Origin of the sequence: Mucilaginibacter xinganensis (assembly GCF_002257585.1) — a bacterium.
In the GTDB taxonomy this organism is placed as follows: Bacteria; Bacteroidota; Bacteroidia; order Sphingobacteriales; family Sphingobacteriaceae; genus Mucilaginibacter; species Mucilaginibacter xinganensis.
Genome location: NZ_CP022743.1, coordinates 2,878,265 through 2,897,482 on the forward strand (window position 1 = coordinate 2,878,265; position 19,218 = coordinate 2,897,482).

Below are 19,218 nucleotides of genomic sequence, written 5' to 3' on the forward strand. Positions count from 1 at the left end.
TTATTGTTGAACAATATTTTTTATATTAATAGTAGCTTCAAAAATATTTATTATTTGCCAAATACCACAGCCGCATTACAACCGCCGAAGCCTGATGCTGTTTTCAAGAAATTAGTGGTATCTATATGCATAGGGGAGGTGCATACATTTACCGGGGTAGTTACTCCGGTTTTATCAAAACCTAAAGTTGGTATGATCCAATTTTCTTTCAATGAATGAATGGAAATAACAGATTCTATTAAGCCGGCGGCGCCCAGCGTGTGGCCGTAGTATCCTTTTAAACTATTTAACGGAACTGATTGCAGGCCGGTTAAGCCAATGGCATTAGCTTCCATCTCGTCGTTGTAAACCGTTGCGGTTCCATGGGCCGAAATAAAGCCGACATCGCCTGCGATTAAATTCGCATCCCTTAACGCTTGTTCAATAGCGTGACCAAGCTCTTTGCCTGTACGGGATGGGCCTGAAATGTGGTTGGCGTCGTTACTTACCGATCCGCCTTTAACTTTTATATTTTTTTTGAATTTTTTATTTGTGGAGAGCACAATGGCGGCCGCACCTTCACCCAAATTCAGCCCGTTACGATCTTTATCAAAAGGCTTACAAGCCTGAACACTCAGCGCCTGGAAAGACTGAAAACCAGATACAATGAATCTGGAGATAACATCGGCCCCTACAATAACGGCTGTTTCATACCGAGCCGACCGTAACAGGCGCATACCGGTTATTATGGACATAATGCCTGATATGCAAGCGTTTGATATAATGACAGGCCGATTACTAAAGCCAAAGTGTTTTGCCACCAGTTTTGCCGATGTAGTAAGAGCTACTCTGTTTTGAAGCTCCGAAGAATTGGTTTCGGTTTCAAGCAGGCTGATATTGCCCTTGGTGGTGGATATTATTAAAACTGTTTTTTTATCTTCAGGATCAATCCCGCTAAGGATTAATACATCAGATAGTGATGCAATAAGCAATTGTTCAAATTTTGTGTAACCATTACCGCAGGTAATGAATTGAGTATCTTTGCTAAATATGGAAGCAAATAATGGTGTTGGGGAAAGGCTGTCGTCATTATGAAGCTGTACCCCGGATACGTTATTTTTTAAATTTTGGAAATTCTCTGCGGTGGTTTTACCAAGCGGAGAATAAATATTATCTGCCACCACAAAAACATCCTGTTCACTTGCCCTGCTCATATCTTGTTTATTCATCGCCAACAAAAACTTTCATTTCGCATTGCGCCAATAAAATATCGTTATGCCAAACTTTACCTGAAAGTACGGTAACATTGAACACCTGGTTTTCTATGGCTATTTCGGTTTCTATTTCATCACCGTTTTTTGGTAAACCAAACACTTCAAAATCCTTTATCGCACCGATGTAGCCAACGGCTACAGGTTGGTTTGCGGCATTTGCCATATACCCCGATCGTAAGGCTGCTGTTTGCGCTATATTTTCCATAAGACCAGCTTCCTGGAAAATACCATTTTTTACAAAAACATTGTCTGCGGTTATCGTAAAACTGCTCCTGGTCTTGGTTTCATCAACGCTCAATAACCTGCTCACCATAACAAACGGCTGTTTTTGAGGGATTAAAGAAATAATATCATTAACGGGAAGCTCCATATATCAGGAATATAAGCCACCATTAACTGATAATACCTGCCCGGTTATGTACGCGGCTTCGGGCGATGCGAAAAAGGCAGCAGCGCTGGCAACCTCTTCAGGCAAACCAAAGCGCCTTGCCGGAATTATCATTTTTAATTCCTTTTCATCCAGGGCTTCAGTCATATCGGTTTTAATAAAACCCGGGGCAACCGCATTTACTGTGATACCCTGGCGCGCTATTTCCTGTGCCAATGCTTTTGTAGCTCCGATAACGCCCGCCTTTGCTGCTGAATAATTGGTTTGCCCTGCTAGTCCCTTCAAACCGGAGAGTGAAACTATATTGACAATCCGGCCATATTTGCGGGTGAGCATACCGTTTAATACCATGCGGGTAACGTAAAAAAAGCTATCCAAATTGGTCTTTAATACATTATCCCACTGCTCTTCCGCCATCCACGCCATCAGGCTGTCATCACGGATGCCGGCGTTGTTTACCAGTACCTCAATGTACTTATCCTCGTTAGCTTCAACCCAGGTGCCCAATATATTTTTTATTTGTTCTCTATCAGCAACGTCAAACGGCATTAATTCGCCATTACCACCGTTTTCCCTGATGGCCATAAGTGTTTTTGCAGCTTCTTCAGCATTGCTTTTATAATTTACCAGTACATAGTAGCCCGCGGCTGCCATTTTAATACAAATGGCCTTACCTATTCCCCGGGAACCGCCTGTTATTAATGCGCATTTCATTTTGAAAATGAAGTTATATGATCTGTATTTTCAAGGAAGTCTTTAACCCTTGCAAGGTCTTTATATTTAGGAGCATCCTCAATAAATTTAGGAAAAATCACCCTTACCTCTTCATATAATGATCTTGATATCGTCGATAACCTGTCTTTACATTCCAGGTAATCAATTGCCTGTAAAATGGTCATCAGGTGAATGCCAAGCACCTCGAAGGAGTTATCGATCACTCTTTTCGTCATCAGCGCTGCATTGCAGCCCATGCTCACAATGTCCTGGTTGTCATTGTTGTTAGGGATGCTGTGTACATACATTGGGAACGATAGTGTCTGATTTTCGGCAACAGTTGAGGTTGCTGTAAACTGCATACCCTGCATGCCAAAGTTAAGCCCAAGTACCCCCAGGTTTACAAACGGAGGCAGCTTTTGGTTCAGCTTGCTGTTAAGCAGGTAGTTTAACTGTCTCTCGGCCAGCATGGACACTCTTGTTATTGCAATTTTTAATTTATCCATTTCCAGCGAAACGTAATCGCCGTGGAAATTGCCACCGTGAAAAATGTTCTGATTTTCATGATCAATTACCGGATTGTCATTAACAGAGTTTAGCTCATTTACTACGGTATTTTCAACCTGGGCAATGGTATCGTAAACAGGACCTAAAATTTGCGTTACGCAACGCAGCGAATAGTATTCCTGTACTTTATCTTCAAATATCTCCTGGTCAAGATTATCCGGGTTATACAAATGTTCGGAGCGATCACGGATCATTTTGCTGTCCTTCAGTATCCCGCGCATCATCCCGGCTACCGCATTTTGGCCTTTATGGCGTTTTACTACATTTAATTCGTGCGAATAGTGGTCATCAAAAGCCTCGACTATCTCGTTAATCATCGCTGAAAATAAAACAGACCAGTTTAACAATTTTTTTGCCTGGATGATATTAAGCATGCCAATACCCGTCATAGCTGACGTGCCGTTTAAAATAGCTAAACCTTCGCGGATATGGATAGAAAGGGGGTTAATATTGAATTTAGTAAAGATGTCCATCGTAGGATGTACAGCATCTTCAAATATAACTTCGCCTTCGCCAATTAAAACCAAACCGAGGTGCGCCAGCTGAACCAAATCACCACTTGCGCCTACGCCACCATGTTCATAAATACAGGGAGCAATGTTGTTATTGATCAATTCTTTTAAAAGCTCAACAACATCGGTATGCACGCCGGAGTACGCTTGCATGAAGCTGTTGAGGCGGGCAATCATAAGGGCTTTAGAAAGCTGGGCCGTCATTAATTTACCACTGCCCGATGAATGGCTGCGGATAAGATTGTATTGCAGCTGTAAGATATTTTCTTCGTTTACCTTGTACTGTGCCATTGGGCCAAAACCGGTGTTTATGCCGTATATGAGCTTGTTTGACGAAAACTGCTTTAGGAATTCAAAGTTGGTGTTGATCTTTTTTAAAGCTGCCGCATCTAAAGCAACTTCTTTTTGTTTAAATATCAGTTCAGAAAAATCATTTAAAGAAAGCGCACTTTGTCCAATTTGTATCATGGGCAAAAAATATTTGTTTTACCAGGGTGAATAATAATCCGCTAAAGTATGAAATATATATAAAATGGATCAATTAAACTGTAATAACCTGATAGCTAATTTGCCAGGATAAGATTTGCTTTTAGGTTAGGTTTGCCGCTTCCTACCCTCTATTTAAACTAATCTTCAAAATTCTTATCTTTGCGCTTTGAAATGAATAAGAAAGTAGCTTTTTATACCCTTGGATGTAAGCTGAATTACTCAGAGACATCAAGTATTGGCCGACAGTTTAACCAGGCTGGGTTCAACACGGTTGAGTTTACAGATACACCTGATGTATTTGTGATCAATACGTGTTCGGTAACGGACAATGCGGATAAAAAGTGCAAAAAAGTGGTTAAGGAAGCACTCAGGATCTCACCTAACGCTTACATCACTATTGTTGGCTGCTACGCCCAGTTAAAGCCAAAGGAAATAGCCGAAATACCGGGCGTTGATATGGTTTTGGGTGCTGCAGAAAAATTTCAGATAATTGATTATATCACTGATCTGACAAAAAAAGATAAGGCCGTAGTTTACAATCAGCCCGTTTCCGAAGCAAAGGATTTTGTTGCCGGCTTCTCAATAGGCGATCGTACCCGTACTTTTTTGAAGGTACAGGACGGATGCGACTATTCCTGTACTTTTTGCACCATTCCCTTAGCCCGCGGCAACAGCCGGAGCGATACGATTGAACACGTAATTGAACAGGCTAATGAAATTGCAGCGTCGGGTGTAAAAGAGATTGTGTTAACCGGGGTAAACTTGGGTGACTTCGGGATAAGGGATGGGCAGCGCCAGGATAAGTTTTTTGATTTGGTTAAAGCGCTGGATGAAGTGGAAGGGATCAACAGGTTTCGTATTTCATCTATCGAACCCAATTTACTAAGCGATGAAATTATTGAGTTTGTTGCTCAATCAAAACGTTTTGTACCGCACTTTCACATTCCGTTACAATCGGGTTCCGATAAGATATTAGGCCTTATGCGCCGCAGGTATAAACGCGATTTATACGTTAGCAGGGTGGCAAAAATTAAGCAACTTATGCCGCACTGTTGTATAGGGGTTGACGTGATTGTTGGCTTTCCGGGAGAGACGCGGGACGATTTTATTGATACTTACGATTTCTTAAACGAACTTGATATTTCATACCTGCACGTTTTTACGTATTCAGAAAGAGAAAATACACTTGCAAGCGAGATGAGTGGGGTAGTGCCGGGTTCAACACGTGCTGAAAGAAGTAAAATGCTGCATATACTGTCTGACAAAAAACGCCGGATATTTTATGAAAGCCAGCTGGGAAAGACAGACGAAGTACTATTTGAAGGCGATATTAAAGACGGGTTTATGCATGGCTTTACCCGTAACTACGTTAAAATAAAAACGGCCTATGATCCGTTACTTGTAAACGAATTAAAATCAGTGCAGTTAACAAAAATATCACCTGATGGTGATGTTGAAATTACTGAAAGCGAAGAAATATTAGCTCATTAACGCTATCTTGGCCTCAAATTATTAACAATGTTTCCAACTATTTCTTCCCTTATCCAATACCTTACAGGGCTCGATATACCGCTGCCAGTACAAACATTTGGTTTTTTTGTGGCTATTGCATTTATGGGAGGATATTGGGCCTTTACGCAGGAATTTAATCGTAAAGAAAAATTAGGACAGATTCATTCGTTCGAAAGAACTGTTACAGTAGGTGCCCGTGCATCATTTGCTGAATTGCTTGGGAATGGTATTTTTGGGTTTGTGCTTGGGTATAAAATTCTAGACTCAATTTTTCATTATCAGTCATTAATTGATAACCCCCAGGATTTTATATTATCTGCCAGGGGGAACTGGATCGGCGGGATAATTGGAGCTGCCAGCTTTGCCTATTGGGCATATTACGAAAGTAAAAAACAAGAGCTACCCGAACCTAAGAAACAGCAAGTTACTGTACACCCAAGTGAATTAATGGGTAGTATGTTACTGTGGGCAGCTATTTGCGGTTTTGCCGGCGCCAAACTATTTAACGCGCTGGAAAACTGGGGCGAGTTTATGAAAGATCCGGTTGGTATGCTGATAGGCTTTAGCGGACTTACGTTTTATGGTGGATTAATTTGTGGCGGAGCTGCAGTACTATATATTGCCCGTAAAAATGGGATTAAGCCATTGGATATGCTTGATATTGGCGGACCGGGAATGATGCTGGCCTATGGATTGGGCAGAATTGGCTGCCATATGTCTGGCGATGGCGATTGGGGCCGTCCCATTATAGAACCAAAACCTCACTTGCTCAGCTGGATGCCCGACTGGATGTGGGGATTTAAATTTCCTCACAACGTTAACAACGAAGGGATTGTTATTCCTGGCTACATCGGTAAATTTAATCACGAGCTGCCCGTTCCGGTGTCTCCGACCTCGTTTTATGAATCCGTTATCTGTATCCTTTTGTTCTTCTTTTTATGGAGCATCCGCGATAAAATAAAGATGCCGGGGGTTATGTTCGGCATTTATATGATATTGGCGGGTGCTGAGCGCTTTTTTATTGAGTTGATCCGGGTAAATACATTGTACCATGTTGCAGGCATCAGTTTTACACAAGCAGAAATGATTTCGGTTTTGATGGTGCTGGGTGGCAGTGCTTTAATCTTTAACGGTTTTAAAAACAATAAGACACTTAAGATAAATGGCTGAAATAAACCTCGGTAATAAACTGTTAGATAACCATGTTATAAGGTTTGTATGTTCTGCAGGGGTTGGTTTTTTGGTTGATATTTCAGCTTTTTATTTGTTTTACCATAATTTTCTGGTACAAAAAACATACAATATATTTTCACTGACAGTCCGTAACTCTACGCTGTCGTTGGCGATATCATTCTTTATGGGGGTAGTGGTTAACTTTATAATAACCAAATATTTTGTATTTGCGCAATCAAAATCGTCCGCATACCAGCAATTTTTCAGGTTTATATTGGTTGCTTTTGTTGGTTTTTTTGCAAACCTTGTGATCCTGAAACTATTTATCCAGGACCTCCGGATGTATCCACCGGTTGCCAGGCCCCTGGCTGCTTTAAGTTTATTTTTTGCAAGCTATTTTATTCATAAGTTTTTTTCTTTTAGTTTATCATTAAGGCATCAATCAAACGCTAAATAAATCAAATATTCAAGCTGATTTTAACCTTTTCGTTTAAAGGTGATGCCATTGTTTTAATAAGTATATGGAATTAGATCATATCGTAAAAAGCGTAATTGAAATTTCAAAAGAAGCAGGTAGTTTTATAAGGGAGCAAAGAAAAACCTTTAGTCCTGATAAAATTGAATTTAAAGGCCTGAACGACCTGGTGTCGTACGTTGACAAAACTGCCGAAGAGAAAATTGTAGCCGGGCTGCAATTGGTGCTGCCGGAAGCAGGTTTTATAACAGAAGAAAAAACAATTAATAAAATTGGTGAACGCTATAATTGGATCATTGATCCGCTGGATGGCACTACAAATTTTATACACGGTCTGCCGGTTTATTCGGTAAGTATTGCGCTCCGGGAATTTGATGAGCTGGTCTTGGGTGTGGTTTATGAAGTTAACCAGGATGAATGCTTTTACGCATGGAAAGACTCACCTGCCTATTTAAATGGTGTTGAAATTCATGTAAGTAAATCTGCTACAATTAGCGAAAGTTTATTGGCTACAGGGTTCCCTTACCATGATTTTACAAAGCAGGGGGCTTACATTAGTCTTTTTTCCGAATTAATGAAAAGTTGTCACGGTTTAAGGCGGTTAGGATCGGCGGCGGTTGATCTTGCTTACACTGCGTGCGGCAGGTTTGACGCTTTTTACGAATACAATCTCAACCCATGGGATGTTGCCGCCGGCGTGGTGATTGTGAGGCAGGCAGGTGGCGATGTCAAGAATTTTAAAGGGGGAGAAGAAGTACTGGACTCACGCGAGTTACTGGCTACCAATGGGAAAATAACTGCGGAGATGCTGAGTACTATCGACAAATATTTTAAGTAGGCGCTATTTTCCTGAATTACATCCGGTTAAAATGGTGTAAACTTGGATGTAATCCAGGAATAGATTTATTATAATGCTTCAGAAACCACTTCAGTAACTTCCGGAACCATACGTTTCAATAAGTTTTCGATGCCGGCTTTTAGGGTTACGGTAGACGACGGACAGCCGCTGCATGACCCACGCAATTCAACCGTTACTACACCCCCGTCAAAAGATTTATAGGTTATTGCACCGCCATCCTGTTCAACTGCCGGGCGAACGTAGTCGTGTAATATTTGCTGGATTTTCACCTCAGTTTCCGAGCCTTCAAAATCACCTGCTTCTGCCTGTTCTTCATCCTGGACTTTAAGTTCTGATTCAACTGCACCTTTTACAAACTCTTTCAGTATCGGTAAAATATCTTCCCAGTTGTCGTTTTCAAATTTGGTTATGGTAACAAAATTACTGGCGAAAAATACACCGTTAACAAAAGAGAACTTGAAAAGCTCTTTTGCAAAAGGTGATTTTTCAGCACTTTGTTTTGTTGCAAAGTCAACGCTGCCGTTTATCAGCAACTTGTTCACAATAAACTTTGTGGTTGCCGGATTGGGTGTTGATTCTGTATATACGTTGATATTCATCTTATTTTTAATTAGTCTTAAGTAAACAAATTTAAGCAGCTTTTTGATTTATGCGTACTTATTAAATTGTTATGACCCGTTGGTGACTTTTAGAACAAATGCAGAAAAACTTTGGTCTTTTCGCCTTTAACCTTTCGCTAAACTTAAATTCCTGTATAATTACCCGGTGTTATCTTCTTCAGTTCCTCCTTAATTTTATCACTTACCTGTAAGCCATCAACAAACACAGCGATAGTTTGCGCATTAACCCTGGTGTTGGTACGGGTGAGTTCTTTTAAGGCTTCGTATGGATTCGGGTAAGCTTCCCGACGTAATATGGTTTGAATCGCTTCGGCAACTACGGCCCAGTTCGCTTCCAGGTCTGCATCAATGGCTTCATTGTTTAGCAGCAGCTTGTTTAAGCCTTTTATAGTTGATTTAATAGCTATGATTGTATGACCCACAGGCACTCCGATATTACGCAAAACTGTAGAATCAGTTAGGTCGCGCTGTAATCTTGATATCGGCAATTTGGCTGCAAAATGCTCAAATAGCGCATTGGCAATACCAAGGTTACCTTCGGAGTTCTCAAAATCAATAGGATTTACCTTGTGCGGCATGGCCGATGATCCGATTTCGCCCTCTTTGATTTTTTGTTTAAAATAGTTCATTGAAATATAGGCCCACATGTCCCTGTCCAGGTCTATCAGAATATTATTGATCCTTTTTAAAGCATCGCATTGGGCAGCAAAATTATCGTAATGTTCTATCTGGGTAGTAAACTGCGAACGGTTTAAACCCAGAATATCGTTTACAAAATGATTGCCGAATGCTTTCCAGTTGATCTGGGGATACCCGATATTATGCGCATTGTAGTTGCCGGTAGCTCCTCCAAACTTAGCGGAATATGGAATTGGCTTTAAAAGGTTAAGCTGGTTTTCAATACGCTCAACAAAAACCATTATTTCTTTTCCCAGGCGGCTTGGCGAAGCAGGCTGCCCATGTGTATGCGCCAGCATGGAAACCTGATCCCAGTCGGCAGCATATTTTCGTAACACGGCAACCAGTTCATTAATAGCAGGGTAATAAGTATTAGTTAAAGCTTCCTTAAACGAATAGGGTATAGCCGTATTATTGATATCCTGCGAGGTTAAGCCAAAGTGGATAAATTCTTTATAAACTTCAAGTCCAAGTTTATCAAACTCTTTTTTAATAAAATATTCTACTGCTTTAACATCGTGATTAGTTGTTTTTTCTATCTCTTTTATACTTAAAGCATCATCTTCGCTAAAGTTTCTATAAATATCACGTAACTTTTGTGCTACATTTTTATCAAACTGTAGTAATTGCGGCAAAGGGTGTTCACAGAGCGCTATGAAATATTCTATTTCAACAAATACCCGGTATTTAATAAGCGCATATTCAGAGAAGTAACCGGCAAGTTCTGCTGTTGTATTACGATAGCGGCCATCAATAGGTGAAATTGCTGAAAGAGGAGTAAGCGTCATATTTTGTTATTTTTTGCAAAGGTAACAATTACAGTAAGTTTTTTGAAGTATTAGGTTTTGTCACGTACACGTAATTAATAATGGAAACTTTGAAATCTAAAAATGTTTCCTTAGTTTTGACTTTGTAAGTCAATGAGTCAAATAGAGAGAATAATTCAAGGTGGCGAGGAGCTGTTTTTACAAGCAGGTATCAAGAGCGTAACGATGGATGATATAGCCAGGCACCTGGGTATGTCGAAAAAAACGATTTACCAGTTTTTTAAAGATAAAAATGAACTGGTAATAGCTTTGGTTAAGAAAAAACTAAAGGAAGACGAAGAGCAGATCTCAGAAATTATAAGCCGTTCGGCCAATGTAATTGAAGAAATGATAAATATGATGAAATGTTCAGAAGATATTTTTTCAAGAATTAACCCTATAGTAATTCATGATATGCAAAAATATCATCCCGATGCATGGGCTGAGTTTCAAAAATTCAAATCTGAGGTTCTCATTAGGACGCTTGAAGAACTTTTAACAAAAGGTATAAAACAAGGTTACATCCGACCGGATATAGACGTAAAGATAATAGCAAGGATGCGGGTTAGCCAGGTAGAGATGGGTTTTAACACGGCTATTTTTCCTATATCCGATTTTAATCCATGGAAAGTGCAGGTACAATTTCTGGAACATTTTAACTATGGTATTTGCACACTTAAAGGTTACAAGCTGTTAAACCAGTACAAAAATATAAACGAAGAATAAAAAATATTGCTGACATAGGGCTGTCATTTACAGCTGCTAATTTTGAATAATAGCGAACAATCACAACTATATAAAATGAAACAAACTTTAATAATAATGTGCCTGTTGAGCGGAATTGCCCTAAAAGGCTTTTCGCAGAAAGCAGTGCCCGACACTCAGAAATACAATTTTAGTATCCAGGATTGTATAAACTATGCTTATGAACACCAGGATTCAATTGTAAACGCTAAACTTGATATTAAAAGCGCGGAGTATAAAGTTAAAGAAACAACGGGTATTGGCTTACCACAGGTAAGTGGAAGTGCATCTTTCCAGGATTATCTTAAAATACCGACAACTTTGTTGCCAGGGCAGTTTTTTGGCCAGCCTGCCGGAACTTTTATCCCTGTTCAGTTTGGTGTAAAATACCAGTCAAGCTTTGGCATTAACGCAAACCAGATATTATTTGATGGAAGTTATCTTGTTGGATTAAAAGCATCCAGGACTTACAAAGAGTTATCGATAAGGAACCAGGTACGGTCGAAAATAGAGGTAAATGTAGGTGTGACAAAAGCTTATTACCAGGTTTTGGTTAGTAACGAGCAATTAACGTTGTTAAATGCAAATATTAACCAGCTAAAACAGCAAATGGACGAAACCGTTCAGCAAAATAAGCAAGGTGTTGTTGAAAAAATTGATGTCGATCGTATCTCTGTACAGTACAATAACCTGATCACCAGCAGGGAAAACACCATCCGCTCATTGGCATTAAACTACCAGGTTTTAAAATTCCAGATGGGAATGCCAATAGAATATCCTTTAATTTTAAGGGATAAACTGAACGATATTAAACTTGATGATATAGCCGACCTTGGAAATGATACTACATTTTATAAGAACAGGATTGAGTATAATTTGGCTGAAACCGGAATCGAACTTAAAAAGTTAGATTTAAAACGTCAAAAGTCGCAGTATTTGCCTACGCTAAAGTTTGATGCTAGTTACACTTCATCATACCAAAACAACTCTTTTGGCAATTTGTATAAAATGAACTTTCCCTCAAGTTATATAGGCCTTTCACTAAACGTTCCCATATTTAATGGCTTTCAAAGGCTAAATCAGGTAAAGCAATCACAAATCGCTGTCTTAAAATCACAAAATGATTTAGAAAATTCAAAAAATGGGCTCAAATTACAAGCCAGTCAGGCAAATGTTACTTATGTAAACGGATTACAAACGCTCAACAACCAAAAGAGAAACCGTGCACTTGCGGAAGAGGTACTTAGGGTATCAAAAATAAAATATCAGCAGGGGGTAGGATCAAGTCTGGAAGTTACAACGGCGCAAACTGCACTTGAAGACGCGGATAACAAATATATACAAGGTTTATATGACGCCTTAATCAGCAAAGTTGATTTGGATAAAGCATACGGACGAATAAAATAATCAATCAAACAATCACAACATATTATAGCACATGAAAAAATTATTATACATACCAGCTTTAATTTTACTTGCCGCTTGTTCCAATAAGCCAAAAGATAAAAAAGCGCAACTCGCTGACCTAAAAAAACAACAGGCGGATTTAGGAGCGAAAATCATAAAATTACAGTCAGAAGTCGGCACAACCGATTCATCAAAAACTACCGATGTTAGTACGGTTGTATTAAAGCCAGCTGATTTTACTAACTACGTGCAAATCCAGGGTAAAATTGATGCCCAGGACAATGTTACCGCTTATCCGCAGGCCCAGGCTACGATCACTGCAATTTATGTAAAACCCGGCCAGCATGTAAGTAAAGGGCAAACGCTTGTGCAATTGGATAACAGCGTGTTGCAACAGAATATTGCACAGTCTGAATCACAGGTTTCCTTAAACCAAACCTTGTTTCAGCGCCAAAAAAATCTTTGGGATCAAAAAATAGGAACTGAAGTTCAGTTTTTACAGGCCCAAACAACTTTACAAAGCAGCCAGAAGGCATTGAATGCGCTTCGGCAGCAGGCGAGTCAATACCGCATTGTATCGCCAATTAGCGGCACTGTTGACCAAATGGACCTTAAGTTGGGCCAGGTTGCCGCACCGGGCCAAACAGGCATCCGCGTGGTAAATGCTGATGTTTTGAAAGTTAAAGCTGATGTGCCTGAATCGTATGCAGGTAGCGTAAGTACCGGCAACGCAGTTAAAATATTGATACCCGATGCTAATGATTCATTAACTACCAAAGTAACGTTTGCTGCTAAAGTAATTGACCCCACTTCACGCAGTTTCGGTGTTGAAATTAAATTACCGGTTCGCAAAACTTTACGCCCCAATATGACGGCTGTGCTGCAAATTGCCAATTACTTCAAAGCTAATACAATAGTAGTACCGGTAAAGGCCATTCAAAAGTCTGAAGCTGGAGATTACGTATTTATTAATCAAAATGGAGCTGCAAAAAGAGTTAATGTGAAAGCTGGAAATACTTATGGCGGCCAAACTGAAATAATTTCGGGTTTAAAAACCGGTGACGAGTTAGTTACCGAAGGCGCATCTGATATAGAAGATGGAGACAAGATCAAGGTTTTACGTAGTGCAAATTAATTTATTAAACAATTGATCTGTTAATTATGAAAGATATTAGAAAAGAATTTGCGCCCTCAAGCTGGGCCATTGAAAACAAAACAGCAATTTATGTGCTGATATTCCTGATAACTGTTTTAGGATTGGTCAGCTACAATAATCTGCCTAAAGAGAATTTTCCTGACATAGCGCAATCAAAAGTGTTTGTGACAACTCAATTTTTGGGTCAGTCGCCGCAAAATGTGGAGAATCTGGTTACGAGGCAAATTGAAAAGCAATTAAAATCACTAAAGGGATTAAAGAAGGTTACTTCCAATTCTGTTCAAAATGTATCTATAATTACAGCGGAATTCCAGGCTAATATTAAAATCAAGGATGCTAAAATTGATGTAAAAGATGCGGTTGATAAAGCCAAACAGGATTTGCCCCAAAACGACGTAAACCTTAAAGAATCAGTAATATCGGATATCAACGTGGCCGATTTGCCTATTTTGTATATCAACATATCCGGTGATTATGATCTGAAACGTCTTAAGGAATATGCTGATATATTAAAGGATGAAATAGAAGGTTACAAAGAAATTTCGAAAGTTGACGAAGTTGGCGCTTTAACGCCCGAGATACAGATCAACGTAGATATGAATAAGATGACGGCGGCACAGGTAAGCTTTGGAGATATTATTCAGGCAGTAGGAAACGAAAATATTTTATCATCAGCAGGCAGCATTAAAAGTGATGGGGTAAGGCGGAGCATAGATATTAAGCAGGACTTTAAAAATGCCGACGAGGTTGCAGCGATGGCGATTAGAAATCCTAAAGGGCAGGCCGTATATCTTCGGGATATTGCTGAAGTAAAAGATTCATTTTTAGAGCAGGAGAGTTATGCGCGTTTAAAAACGAACAGCAATCCCAATTTTAAAAACGTAATTACGCTAAATGTGAGTAAACGGGCAGGTGAAAATCTTATCGAAGCTTCTGATAAAATAAACAACCTGATCAAACTGAAGCAGAAAACTGTTTTTCCAAAAGGTTTAGCTATTACCGTTACCGGCGATCAGTCTGACAAAACCCGGACAACCCTTAATGACCTGATCAACACTATCGTTATAGGTTTTCTACTGGTAACCGTTATTCTGATGTTTTTTATGGGTACCACCAATGCGATATTCGTAGCGTTATCAGTTCCCTTGTCCTGTTTTATCGCGTTTTTGATAATGCCGGCAATCGGGTTTACGCTGAATATGATCGTGTTGTTCTCATTTCTGCTGGCGTTAGGCATTGTGGTGGATGACGCGATTGTAGTTATTGAAAATACACACCGGATCTTCGCCAACGGAAAAGTGCCCATTAAAGAGGCTGCTAAGATTGCGGCAGGAGAGGTGTTTTTACCGGTATTTTCCGGCACGATGACTACATTGGCACCATTTATACCGTTGGCATTCTGGAATAGCCTGATCGGGCATTTTATGTTCTTCCTTCCAATAACCTTGATCATTACTTTGTTGGCATCTTTAGTGGTGGCTTATATAATGAACCCGGTATTTGCGGTTGATTTTATGAAACCACATATCCAGGGCGAACATGACAATCAAAAATTCGATAAAAAAACTGTTCGTGTATTGATAGTGCTATCTGTGTTGGCGGGTTTGAGTTATATCATGTTTTTCACCGGCCTGTGGACCATGGGTATGGGTAACTTCATGGTTCTGGCTATTATACTTTATCTGCTAAATCACTTTGTTCTTTTAAAACTGATTGACAGGTTTCAAACCAATGCGTGGCCGCGGTTTCAAAACTGGTATGCCAGATTGTTGGAAAAAGCTGTTAAAAGGCCGCTTACCATATTGTTCGGTACATTTGTGTTGTTTGTTTTTGCTATCATATTAACATCTGTAATGGGTAAAACACCTGAGTTTTTCCCGTCAGGCGACCCAAACTTTGCTTACGTTTACCTAACCATGCCTATAGGTACAGACCAGGCAACAACCAACGAGGTGACAAAAACACTCGAACAGCGTGTTGCGAAAATTGTTGAACCCGATAAAGATGTAGTTACCTCCATTATTTCAAACGTTACAAAGGGAGTGTCCGATCCCACTGATGAAGACCAGGGTGATTATGAGAACAAAGGAAAAATCACTGTAGCTTTTGTTGAATTTGGTAAACGAAATGGTAAGGATACCAAAGTAATTTTGAAGAAGATAAGGGATGCCGTACAAGGAGTGCCGGGTGCAAAAATTTCTGTTGCCCAGGAAAACAGCGGCCCGCCGGTTCAAAAGGATATTAGTATTGAGCTTATTGGTGATAACCTCGACTCCCTGGTTAAAACAGGCGACCGGTTAAAAAATTACATTGCCAAACAAAATATCGCCGGTATTGAGAACCTTGTGGCTGACGTGCAAAATGATAAGCCTGAAATTGTTTTTGATATTGACCGTGAACGCGCCAACCGCGAAGGTATTACTACCAAAACTATCAATGACGCGCTTCAAACAGCTGTTTTTGGTGCGCCGGCTGCCAACTTTAGGAATACAAAAGAAGATGATTATAAAATACAGGTAAGGGCATTGGAAAGCCAGCGCGGGAACATTGACGAACTGCGTAATTTAAAGATCACGTACCGGGATCTGGCTACAGGTGGTGCTATCCGGCAGGTGCCTATATCCGCTTTTACTGATGTACGTTACACCAATACTTACAGTAATATTAAGCGTAAGCAGCAGCGGCGCGTTTTAACACTTGGTTCAAGCGTTATAAAACCTTTCAATGCAAATGATGTAAATGCCAGTATCTTGAAAGCCATAGACAATTTTAAAAAGCCGGATGATATTATAATAAGGCAGGGTGGTGGACAGGAAGATCAGTTAGAAGCAGTTACCTTTTTAGGGGGGGCATTGGCAACTTCCTTTGGCTTGATACTAATCATATTGATGATCCAGTTTAATTCCATTGGGAAAACACTAATCATTATCAGCGAGATTTTCTTCAGTATTATAGGCGTATTGCTAGGGGTTACAATTTTTGGTATGACAATGGCCATTGTAATGACCGGTGTAGGGATTATTGCGCTGGCAGGGGTAGTAGTTCGAAACGGAATCTTGTTGGTTGAGTTTACGGACATGTTGATTGAACAGGGTGCAAGTTTGCATGATGCGGTTGTAGAGGCAGGGCATACCCGTATGACCCCGGTGTTATTAACAGCAACTGCAGCTATATTAGGCCTGATACCTCTTGCTGTAGGCTTCAATATTGACTTTGTCGGAATGTTCACTCACTTTGAGCCACATATTCACTTTGGCGGTGACAACGTTGCTTTCTGGGGGCCATTAGCATGGACCATGATTTTTGGGTTGGGCTTTGCAACTATTATAACCCTGATACTTGTACCTTGTATGTATATTATAAGGGTTAATATCAAAAATAAGTTGTTTGGAAAAAAGGAAACTGCAGGCCATGAAAAACTGGCTGATGCAAGTGCAGTTTAAATAACTCCGCTACATTACAAGAGAGGCTGTTCGAATTTGATTTCGTGCAGCCTCTTTGTTTTTGGGTGATTTCTTTAGATATTATTCTGGTGCGTAACACGCAATTTATCAATGGCATCAGAATGAATTTTTCCCGTCGTTCATAATTCATTTTGACCTTTTAAATTGTGATAACGTGCTTTGGATTAAACGATACAAGATAGAATGGCCGGGGATAATGGGACTGGTAAGGTATTTTGGTGATATTGGATTAAAAAAACGGGAACATAGCCGAAACTGGCCGGCGCAGAAAAACATGCAATGGTTTTCAAAATTCTCCACACCTGGACAACACTACATCAGTACATTTAATTCATGACACCGTTCGTGGAATATTTCCTATTAGTCTGCTAATAATCCGATCATTAAGATCAATCTTTCTTACCGCCGAATACAGAGAAGCTAACATAGCGCTTTGGATGAGCTTTCAGGTCAATAAACAAACTGTTCAGATTTGCAGATGCGTCTTTCAGGTTGTTATACATTTTATCGTCATTCAACAACAGCCCAAGTGTGCCTTTGCTGGTATTTATTTTACTGATGGTTTCCTGCAGGTCGGTCATAGCCTTATTTGCATTATCCAATGTTTGCCTGATATTAGCGTTAGCTATATCATTACTCACTTTTTCAAAATTACTGGTAATGCCGTTTATGTTGGCAGTACTGGTTTTTAAGTTAGCTGATACGATCTCGGCATTTGACATTATGCCGTTTATGTGAGCTGTTTGACCGCCTACCAAAGCATCAATTTTTTTGGTTGTGCCTTCCAGTGTTTGCAAAGAGTTAGCGATACTGGTGAAACTTCTGTCAACATTTTTTTGGAAATTAGGGTTCAATATTTTATTGATGGCAGCCAGCGAAGAATCAAGTTTGGTGATCAAATTTTCGGCCTTTGTTTGAATAGGCTGCAAGCTTTCTGCAAGACTGCCCTGGATGTCTGCGCGTAAGGTGTCATTGTCATCAGCATAAGTGTTGCTGTTGCCATACTCAAATACAATGGCTTTACCCCCTAAAAGATCGGTGCTTACCAGTTTCGCCAGCGTGTTTGAAGGTACATTATATTGCTTATCTACCTTAAATTCCACAATGGTATGTCCATTTGGAAGCAGTTTCATTTTCGCAACGTTGCCAATAGGGAAACCATTCACCAATACGGGCTTCGATACTGACAACCCGTCGACGCTCTTATAAATAGCGTAAAATTTGTTAGAGCCCGAAAAAACGTCATTTCCTTTTAAAAAACTATAACCGAGGATCAGAACTGTAATTGCAATGGCCGTTAATGCGCCTATTTTAGTTTCGTTTGATATTTTCATTAGATGTAGTGATTAGAGACCAGCGGTTAAGATTAGTTAAAAGGATGTTGTTAAAATTTTTTGATGTTTGATTTTATTACTTAATTATTGAAAGCGATCGGACTAGTCTCTATTCACTAATCTCCAATCACTAACCTCTATAACTAATTATTGTGATACTTGTTCTACTCCAGCCTTATAATTTGATATAGCTCTTACTATTGAAGCAACGATCTCATTCTGGCCGTCTTCTGAATTCAGGTACGCTTCATCGTCAGGGTTGTTAATGTAGCCGGTTTCAACCAGTACAGCAGGCATTGCGCTATGGCACAATACCAATATGCCCTGCTCCCTGATGCCGTCGCTGTGGCGGCCATCGGTTTCTGTAAATTCGGTATTAAGTAACTCTGCTAAATGAATGCTTTGCTTCCTGTATTTACGTTTATATTCATTCATAAGAATGATTGATTCCGGATCATTAGGGTCCGGATTGGTATTCATCTCGGTATCATCCTCTATCAGGTTTTCTTTAATGGCCTTTTCCTCTTCTTTGGTGCGGTGAAAACCGTATACAAGCAGCAAAACACCTTTGCCAGAGCGATCAGCAACCTCGGATGTCCTGTAAACGGCCTTGCCGTGTTTATGGCCTACAACCTCGCGAACGCGCCTGCCAGGTAAGGAGTTACAGTGCAGGGAAATAAAAAGGTCGCCTTTGTTCGCATTGGCAATATCTGCGCGTTTTTGCCAGGCCACATCGTCGTCTGTTGTGCGGGTTAAAACTACGTTTACACCAGCCAATTCTTTTTCTATTGCCTTTTGCAATTTAAATGCAATGGCAAGCGTTACATTTCTCTCTGAGGAAAATGAGCCTGACGCACCATGGGAGTAATTACCTGAAGTGCCTGATGGCCGGCCACCGTGCCCGGGATCAACAATAATGGTTTTAATCTTATAGCCATTATTGATAACAGTATCCTTATTTCCCGGAGCGCCTGTTGCAAAGGAAAAAAGAGGTAGTGATGGAAGTAAAATCAATAAACCGTAAATCAATCTTTTCAATGCCTTATTTTTCATTATTTTTGAACGCT

16 protein-coding genes are annotated in these 19,218 nt (G+C 40.0%); 8 read left to right on the forward strand and 8 right to left on the reverse strand.

All coding sequences use genetic code 11. The features are described 5' to 3' along the window. Positions 1-50: 50 nt before the first annotated feature. From MuYL_RS12675 to MuYL_RS12690, 4 genes are read right to left on the reverse strand one after another with little or no spacing between them, the layout of a single operon-like run. Complete coding sequence (locus MuYL_RS12675) at positions 51-1,208, reverse strand: beta-ketoacyl synthase N-terminal-like domain-containing protein (RefSeq protein WP_245845517.1); 1,158 nt, start codon at positions 1,206-1,208, stop codon at positions 51-53. Continuing rightward, a complete protein-coding gene (locus MuYL_RS12680; RefSeq protein ID WP_094570931.1) occupies positions 1,201-1,623 on the reverse strand; it encodes a 3-hydroxyacyl-ACP dehydratase in 423 nt (140 codons plus the stop codon). The genes MuYL_RS12675 and MuYL_RS12680 overlap by 8 nt, the downstream gene beginning before the upstream one ends. A 3-nt stretch (positions 1,624-1,626) precedes the next feature. After that, the gene (fabG, locus tag MuYL_RS12685; RefSeq protein WP_094570932.1) at positions 1,627-2,355 is read right to left on the reverse strand and encodes a 3-oxoacyl-ACP reductase FabG; all 729 of its coding nucleotides are present in this window, start codon (positions 2,353-2,355) and stop codon (positions 1,627-1,629) included. Next, the gene (locus MuYL_RS12690; protein ID WP_094570933.1) at positions 2,352-3,902 is read right to left on the reverse strand and encodes an HAL/PAL/TAL family ammonia-lyase; all 1,551 of its coding nucleotides are present in this window, start codon (positions 3,900-3,902) and stop codon (positions 2,352-2,354) included. Before MuYL_RS12690 ends, fabG begins: the two co-directional genes overlap by 4 nt. Positions 3,903-4,094: 192 nt before the next feature. Between MuYL_RS12690 and mtaB the strand changes: the two genes are divergently transcribed. The 4 genes from mtaB to MuYL_RS12710 all read left to right on the forward strand — a co-directional run bounded on the left by mtaB (position 4,095) and on the right by MuYL_RS12710 (position 7,921). Then, entirely contained in the window at positions 4,095-5,414 is a 1,320-nt protein-coding gene (mtaB, locus tag MuYL_RS12695) for a tRNA (N(6)-L-threonylcarbamoyladenosine(37)-C(2))-methylthiotransferase MtaB (protein WP_094570934.1), read from the forward strand. Positions 5,415-5,441: 27 nt separating this feature from the next. Then, complete coding sequence (locus MuYL_RS12700) at positions 5,442-6,605, forward strand: prolipoprotein diacylglyceryl transferase (protein WP_094570935.1); 1,164 nt, start codon at positions 5,442-5,444, stop codon at positions 6,603-6,605. Then, entirely contained in the window at positions 6,598-7,065 is a 468-nt protein-coding gene (locus MuYL_RS12705; protein ID WP_094570936.1) for a GtrA family protein, read from the forward strand. Before MuYL_RS12700 ends, MuYL_RS12705 begins: the two co-directional genes overlap by 8 nt. Positions 7,066-7,129: 64 nt before the next feature. Further along, on the forward strand, positions 7,130-7,921 hold the full coding sequence (locus MuYL_RS12710) for an inositol monophosphatase family protein (protein WP_094570937.1): 792 nt from the start codon (positions 7,130-7,132) through the stop codon (positions 7,919-7,921). Between the two features lie 68 nt (positions 7,922-7,989). Here the strand turns inward: MuYL_RS12710 and MuYL_RS12715 are convergent, their stop codons facing one another. Beyond that, positions 7,990-8,541 (reverse strand): NifU family protein, encoded by a 552-nt coding sequence (locus MuYL_RS12715; RefSeq protein WP_094570938.1) that lies wholly within the window; start codon positions 8,539-8,541, stop codon positions 7,990-7,992. A 143-nt stretch (positions 8,542-8,684) separates the two neighbouring features. Further along, the gene (gene purB / locus MuYL_RS12720) at positions 8,685-10,028 is read right to left on the reverse strand and encodes an adenylosuccinate lyase (protein WP_094570939.1); all 1,344 of its coding nucleotides are present in this window, start codon (positions 10,026-10,028) and stop codon (positions 8,685-8,687) included. Between the two features lie 132 nt (positions 10,029-10,160). On the opposite strand from purB, the gene MuYL_RS12725 reads away from it, so the two are divergent. From MuYL_RS12725 to MuYL_RS12740, 4 genes are all read left to right on the forward strand, one after another. Then, positions 10,161-10,772, forward strand: coding sequence for a TetR/AcrR family transcriptional regulator (locus tag MuYL_RS12725; RefSeq protein ID WP_094570940.1), 612 nt, complete (start codon positions 10,161-10,163; stop codon positions 10,770-10,772). Positions 10,773-10,847: 75 nt separating this feature from the next. Beyond that, on the forward strand, positions 10,848-12,197 hold the full coding sequence (locus tag MuYL_RS12730) for a TolC family protein (protein ID WP_094570941.1): 1,350 nt from the start codon (positions 10,848-10,850) through the stop codon (positions 12,195-12,197). 31 nt (positions 12,198-12,228) lie between these two features. After that, a complete protein-coding gene (locus MuYL_RS12735; RefSeq protein ID WP_094570942.1) occupies positions 12,229-13,332 on the forward strand; it encodes an efflux RND transporter periplasmic adaptor subunit in 1,104 nt (367 codons plus the stop codon). 26 nt (positions 13,333-13,358) lie between these two features. After that, positions 13,359-16,796 carry an efflux RND transporter permease subunit gene (locus tag MuYL_RS12740; protein WP_094570943.1) on the forward strand — a complete coding sequence of 1,146 codons (3,438 nt, stop codon included), beginning with the start codon at positions 13,359-13,361 and terminating at the stop codon, positions 16,794-16,796. A 410-nt stretch (positions 16,797-17,206) separates the two neighbouring features. Here the strand turns inward: MuYL_RS12740 and MuYL_RS12745 are convergent, their stop codons facing one another. Both MuYL_RS12745 and MuYL_RS12750 read right to left on the reverse strand, forming a co-directional pair. Beyond that, positions 17,207-18,151, reverse strand: coding sequence for an MlaD family protein (locus MuYL_RS12745; RefSeq protein ID WP_094570944.1), 945 nt, complete (start codon positions 18,149-18,151; stop codon positions 17,207-17,209). Between the two features lie 147 nt (positions 18,152-18,298). Next, entirely contained in the window at positions 18,299-19,204 is a 906-nt protein-coding gene (locus MuYL_RS12750; protein WP_094570945.1) for an N-acetylmuramoyl-L-alanine amidase family protein, read from the reverse strand. Positions 19,205-19,218: the final 14 nt, after the last annotated feature.

Bases quoted from the DNA above. Each gene is read 5' to 3' on its own strand.
- MuYL_RS12675 (WP_245845517.1), bottom strand. From the start codon at position 1,208: ATGAATAAACAAGATATGAGCAGGGCAAGTGAACAGGATGTTTTTGTG.
- MuYL_RS12680 (WP_094570931.1), bottom strand. From the start codon at position 1,623: ATGGAGCTTCCCGTTAATGATATTATTTCTTTAATCCCTCAAAAACAG.
- fabG (WP_094570932.1), bottom strand. From the start codon at position 2,355: ATGAAATGCGCATTAATAACAGGCGGTTCCCGGGGAATAGGTAAGGCC.
- MuYL_RS12690 (WP_094570933.1), bottom strand. From the start codon at position 3,902: ATGATACAAATTGGACAAAGTGCGCTTTCTTTAAATGATTTTTCTGAA.
- mtaB (WP_094570934.1), top strand. From the start codon at position 4,095: ATGAATAAGAAAGTAGCTTTTTATACCCTTGGATGTAAGCTGAATTAC.
- MuYL_RS12700 (WP_094570935.1), top strand. From the start codon at position 5,442: ATGTTTCCAACTATTTCTTCCCTTATCCAATACCTTACAGGGCTCGAT.
- MuYL_RS12705 (WP_094570936.1), top strand. From the start codon at position 6,598: ATGGCTGAAATAAACCTCGGTAATAAACTGTTAGATAACCATGTTATA.
- MuYL_RS12710 (WP_094570937.1), top strand. From the start codon at position 7,130: ATGGAATTAGATCATATCGTAAAAAGCGTAATTGAAATTTCAAAAGAA.
- MuYL_RS12715 (WP_094570938.1), bottom strand. From the start codon at position 8,541: ATGAATATCAACGTATATACAGAATCAACACCCAATCCGGCAACCACA.
- purB (WP_094570939.1), bottom strand. From the start codon at position 10,028: ATGACGCTTACTCCTCTTTCAGCAATTTCACCTATTGATGGCCGCTAT.
- MuYL_RS12725 (WP_094570940.1), top strand. From the start codon at position 10,161: ATGAGTCAAATAGAGAGAATAATTCAAGGTGGCGAGGAGCTGTTTTTA.
- MuYL_RS12730 (WP_094570941.1), top strand. From the start codon at position 10,848: ATGAAACAAACTTTAATAATAATGTGCCTGTTGAGCGGAATTGCCCTA.
- MuYL_RS12735 (WP_094570942.1), top strand. From the start codon at position 12,229: ATGAAAAAATTATTATACATACCAGCTTTAATTTTACTTGCCGCTTGT.
- MuYL_RS12740 (WP_094570943.1), top strand. From the start codon at position 13,359: ATGAAAGATATTAGAAAAGAATTTGCGCCCTCAAGCTGGGCCATTGAA.
- MuYL_RS12745 (WP_094570944.1), bottom strand. From the start codon at position 18,151: ATGAAAATATCAAACGAAACTAAAATAGGCGCATTAACGGCCATTGCA.
- MuYL_RS12750 (WP_094570945.1), bottom strand. From the start codon at position 19,204: ATGAAAAATAAGGCATTGAAAAGATTGATTTACGGTTTATTGATTTTA.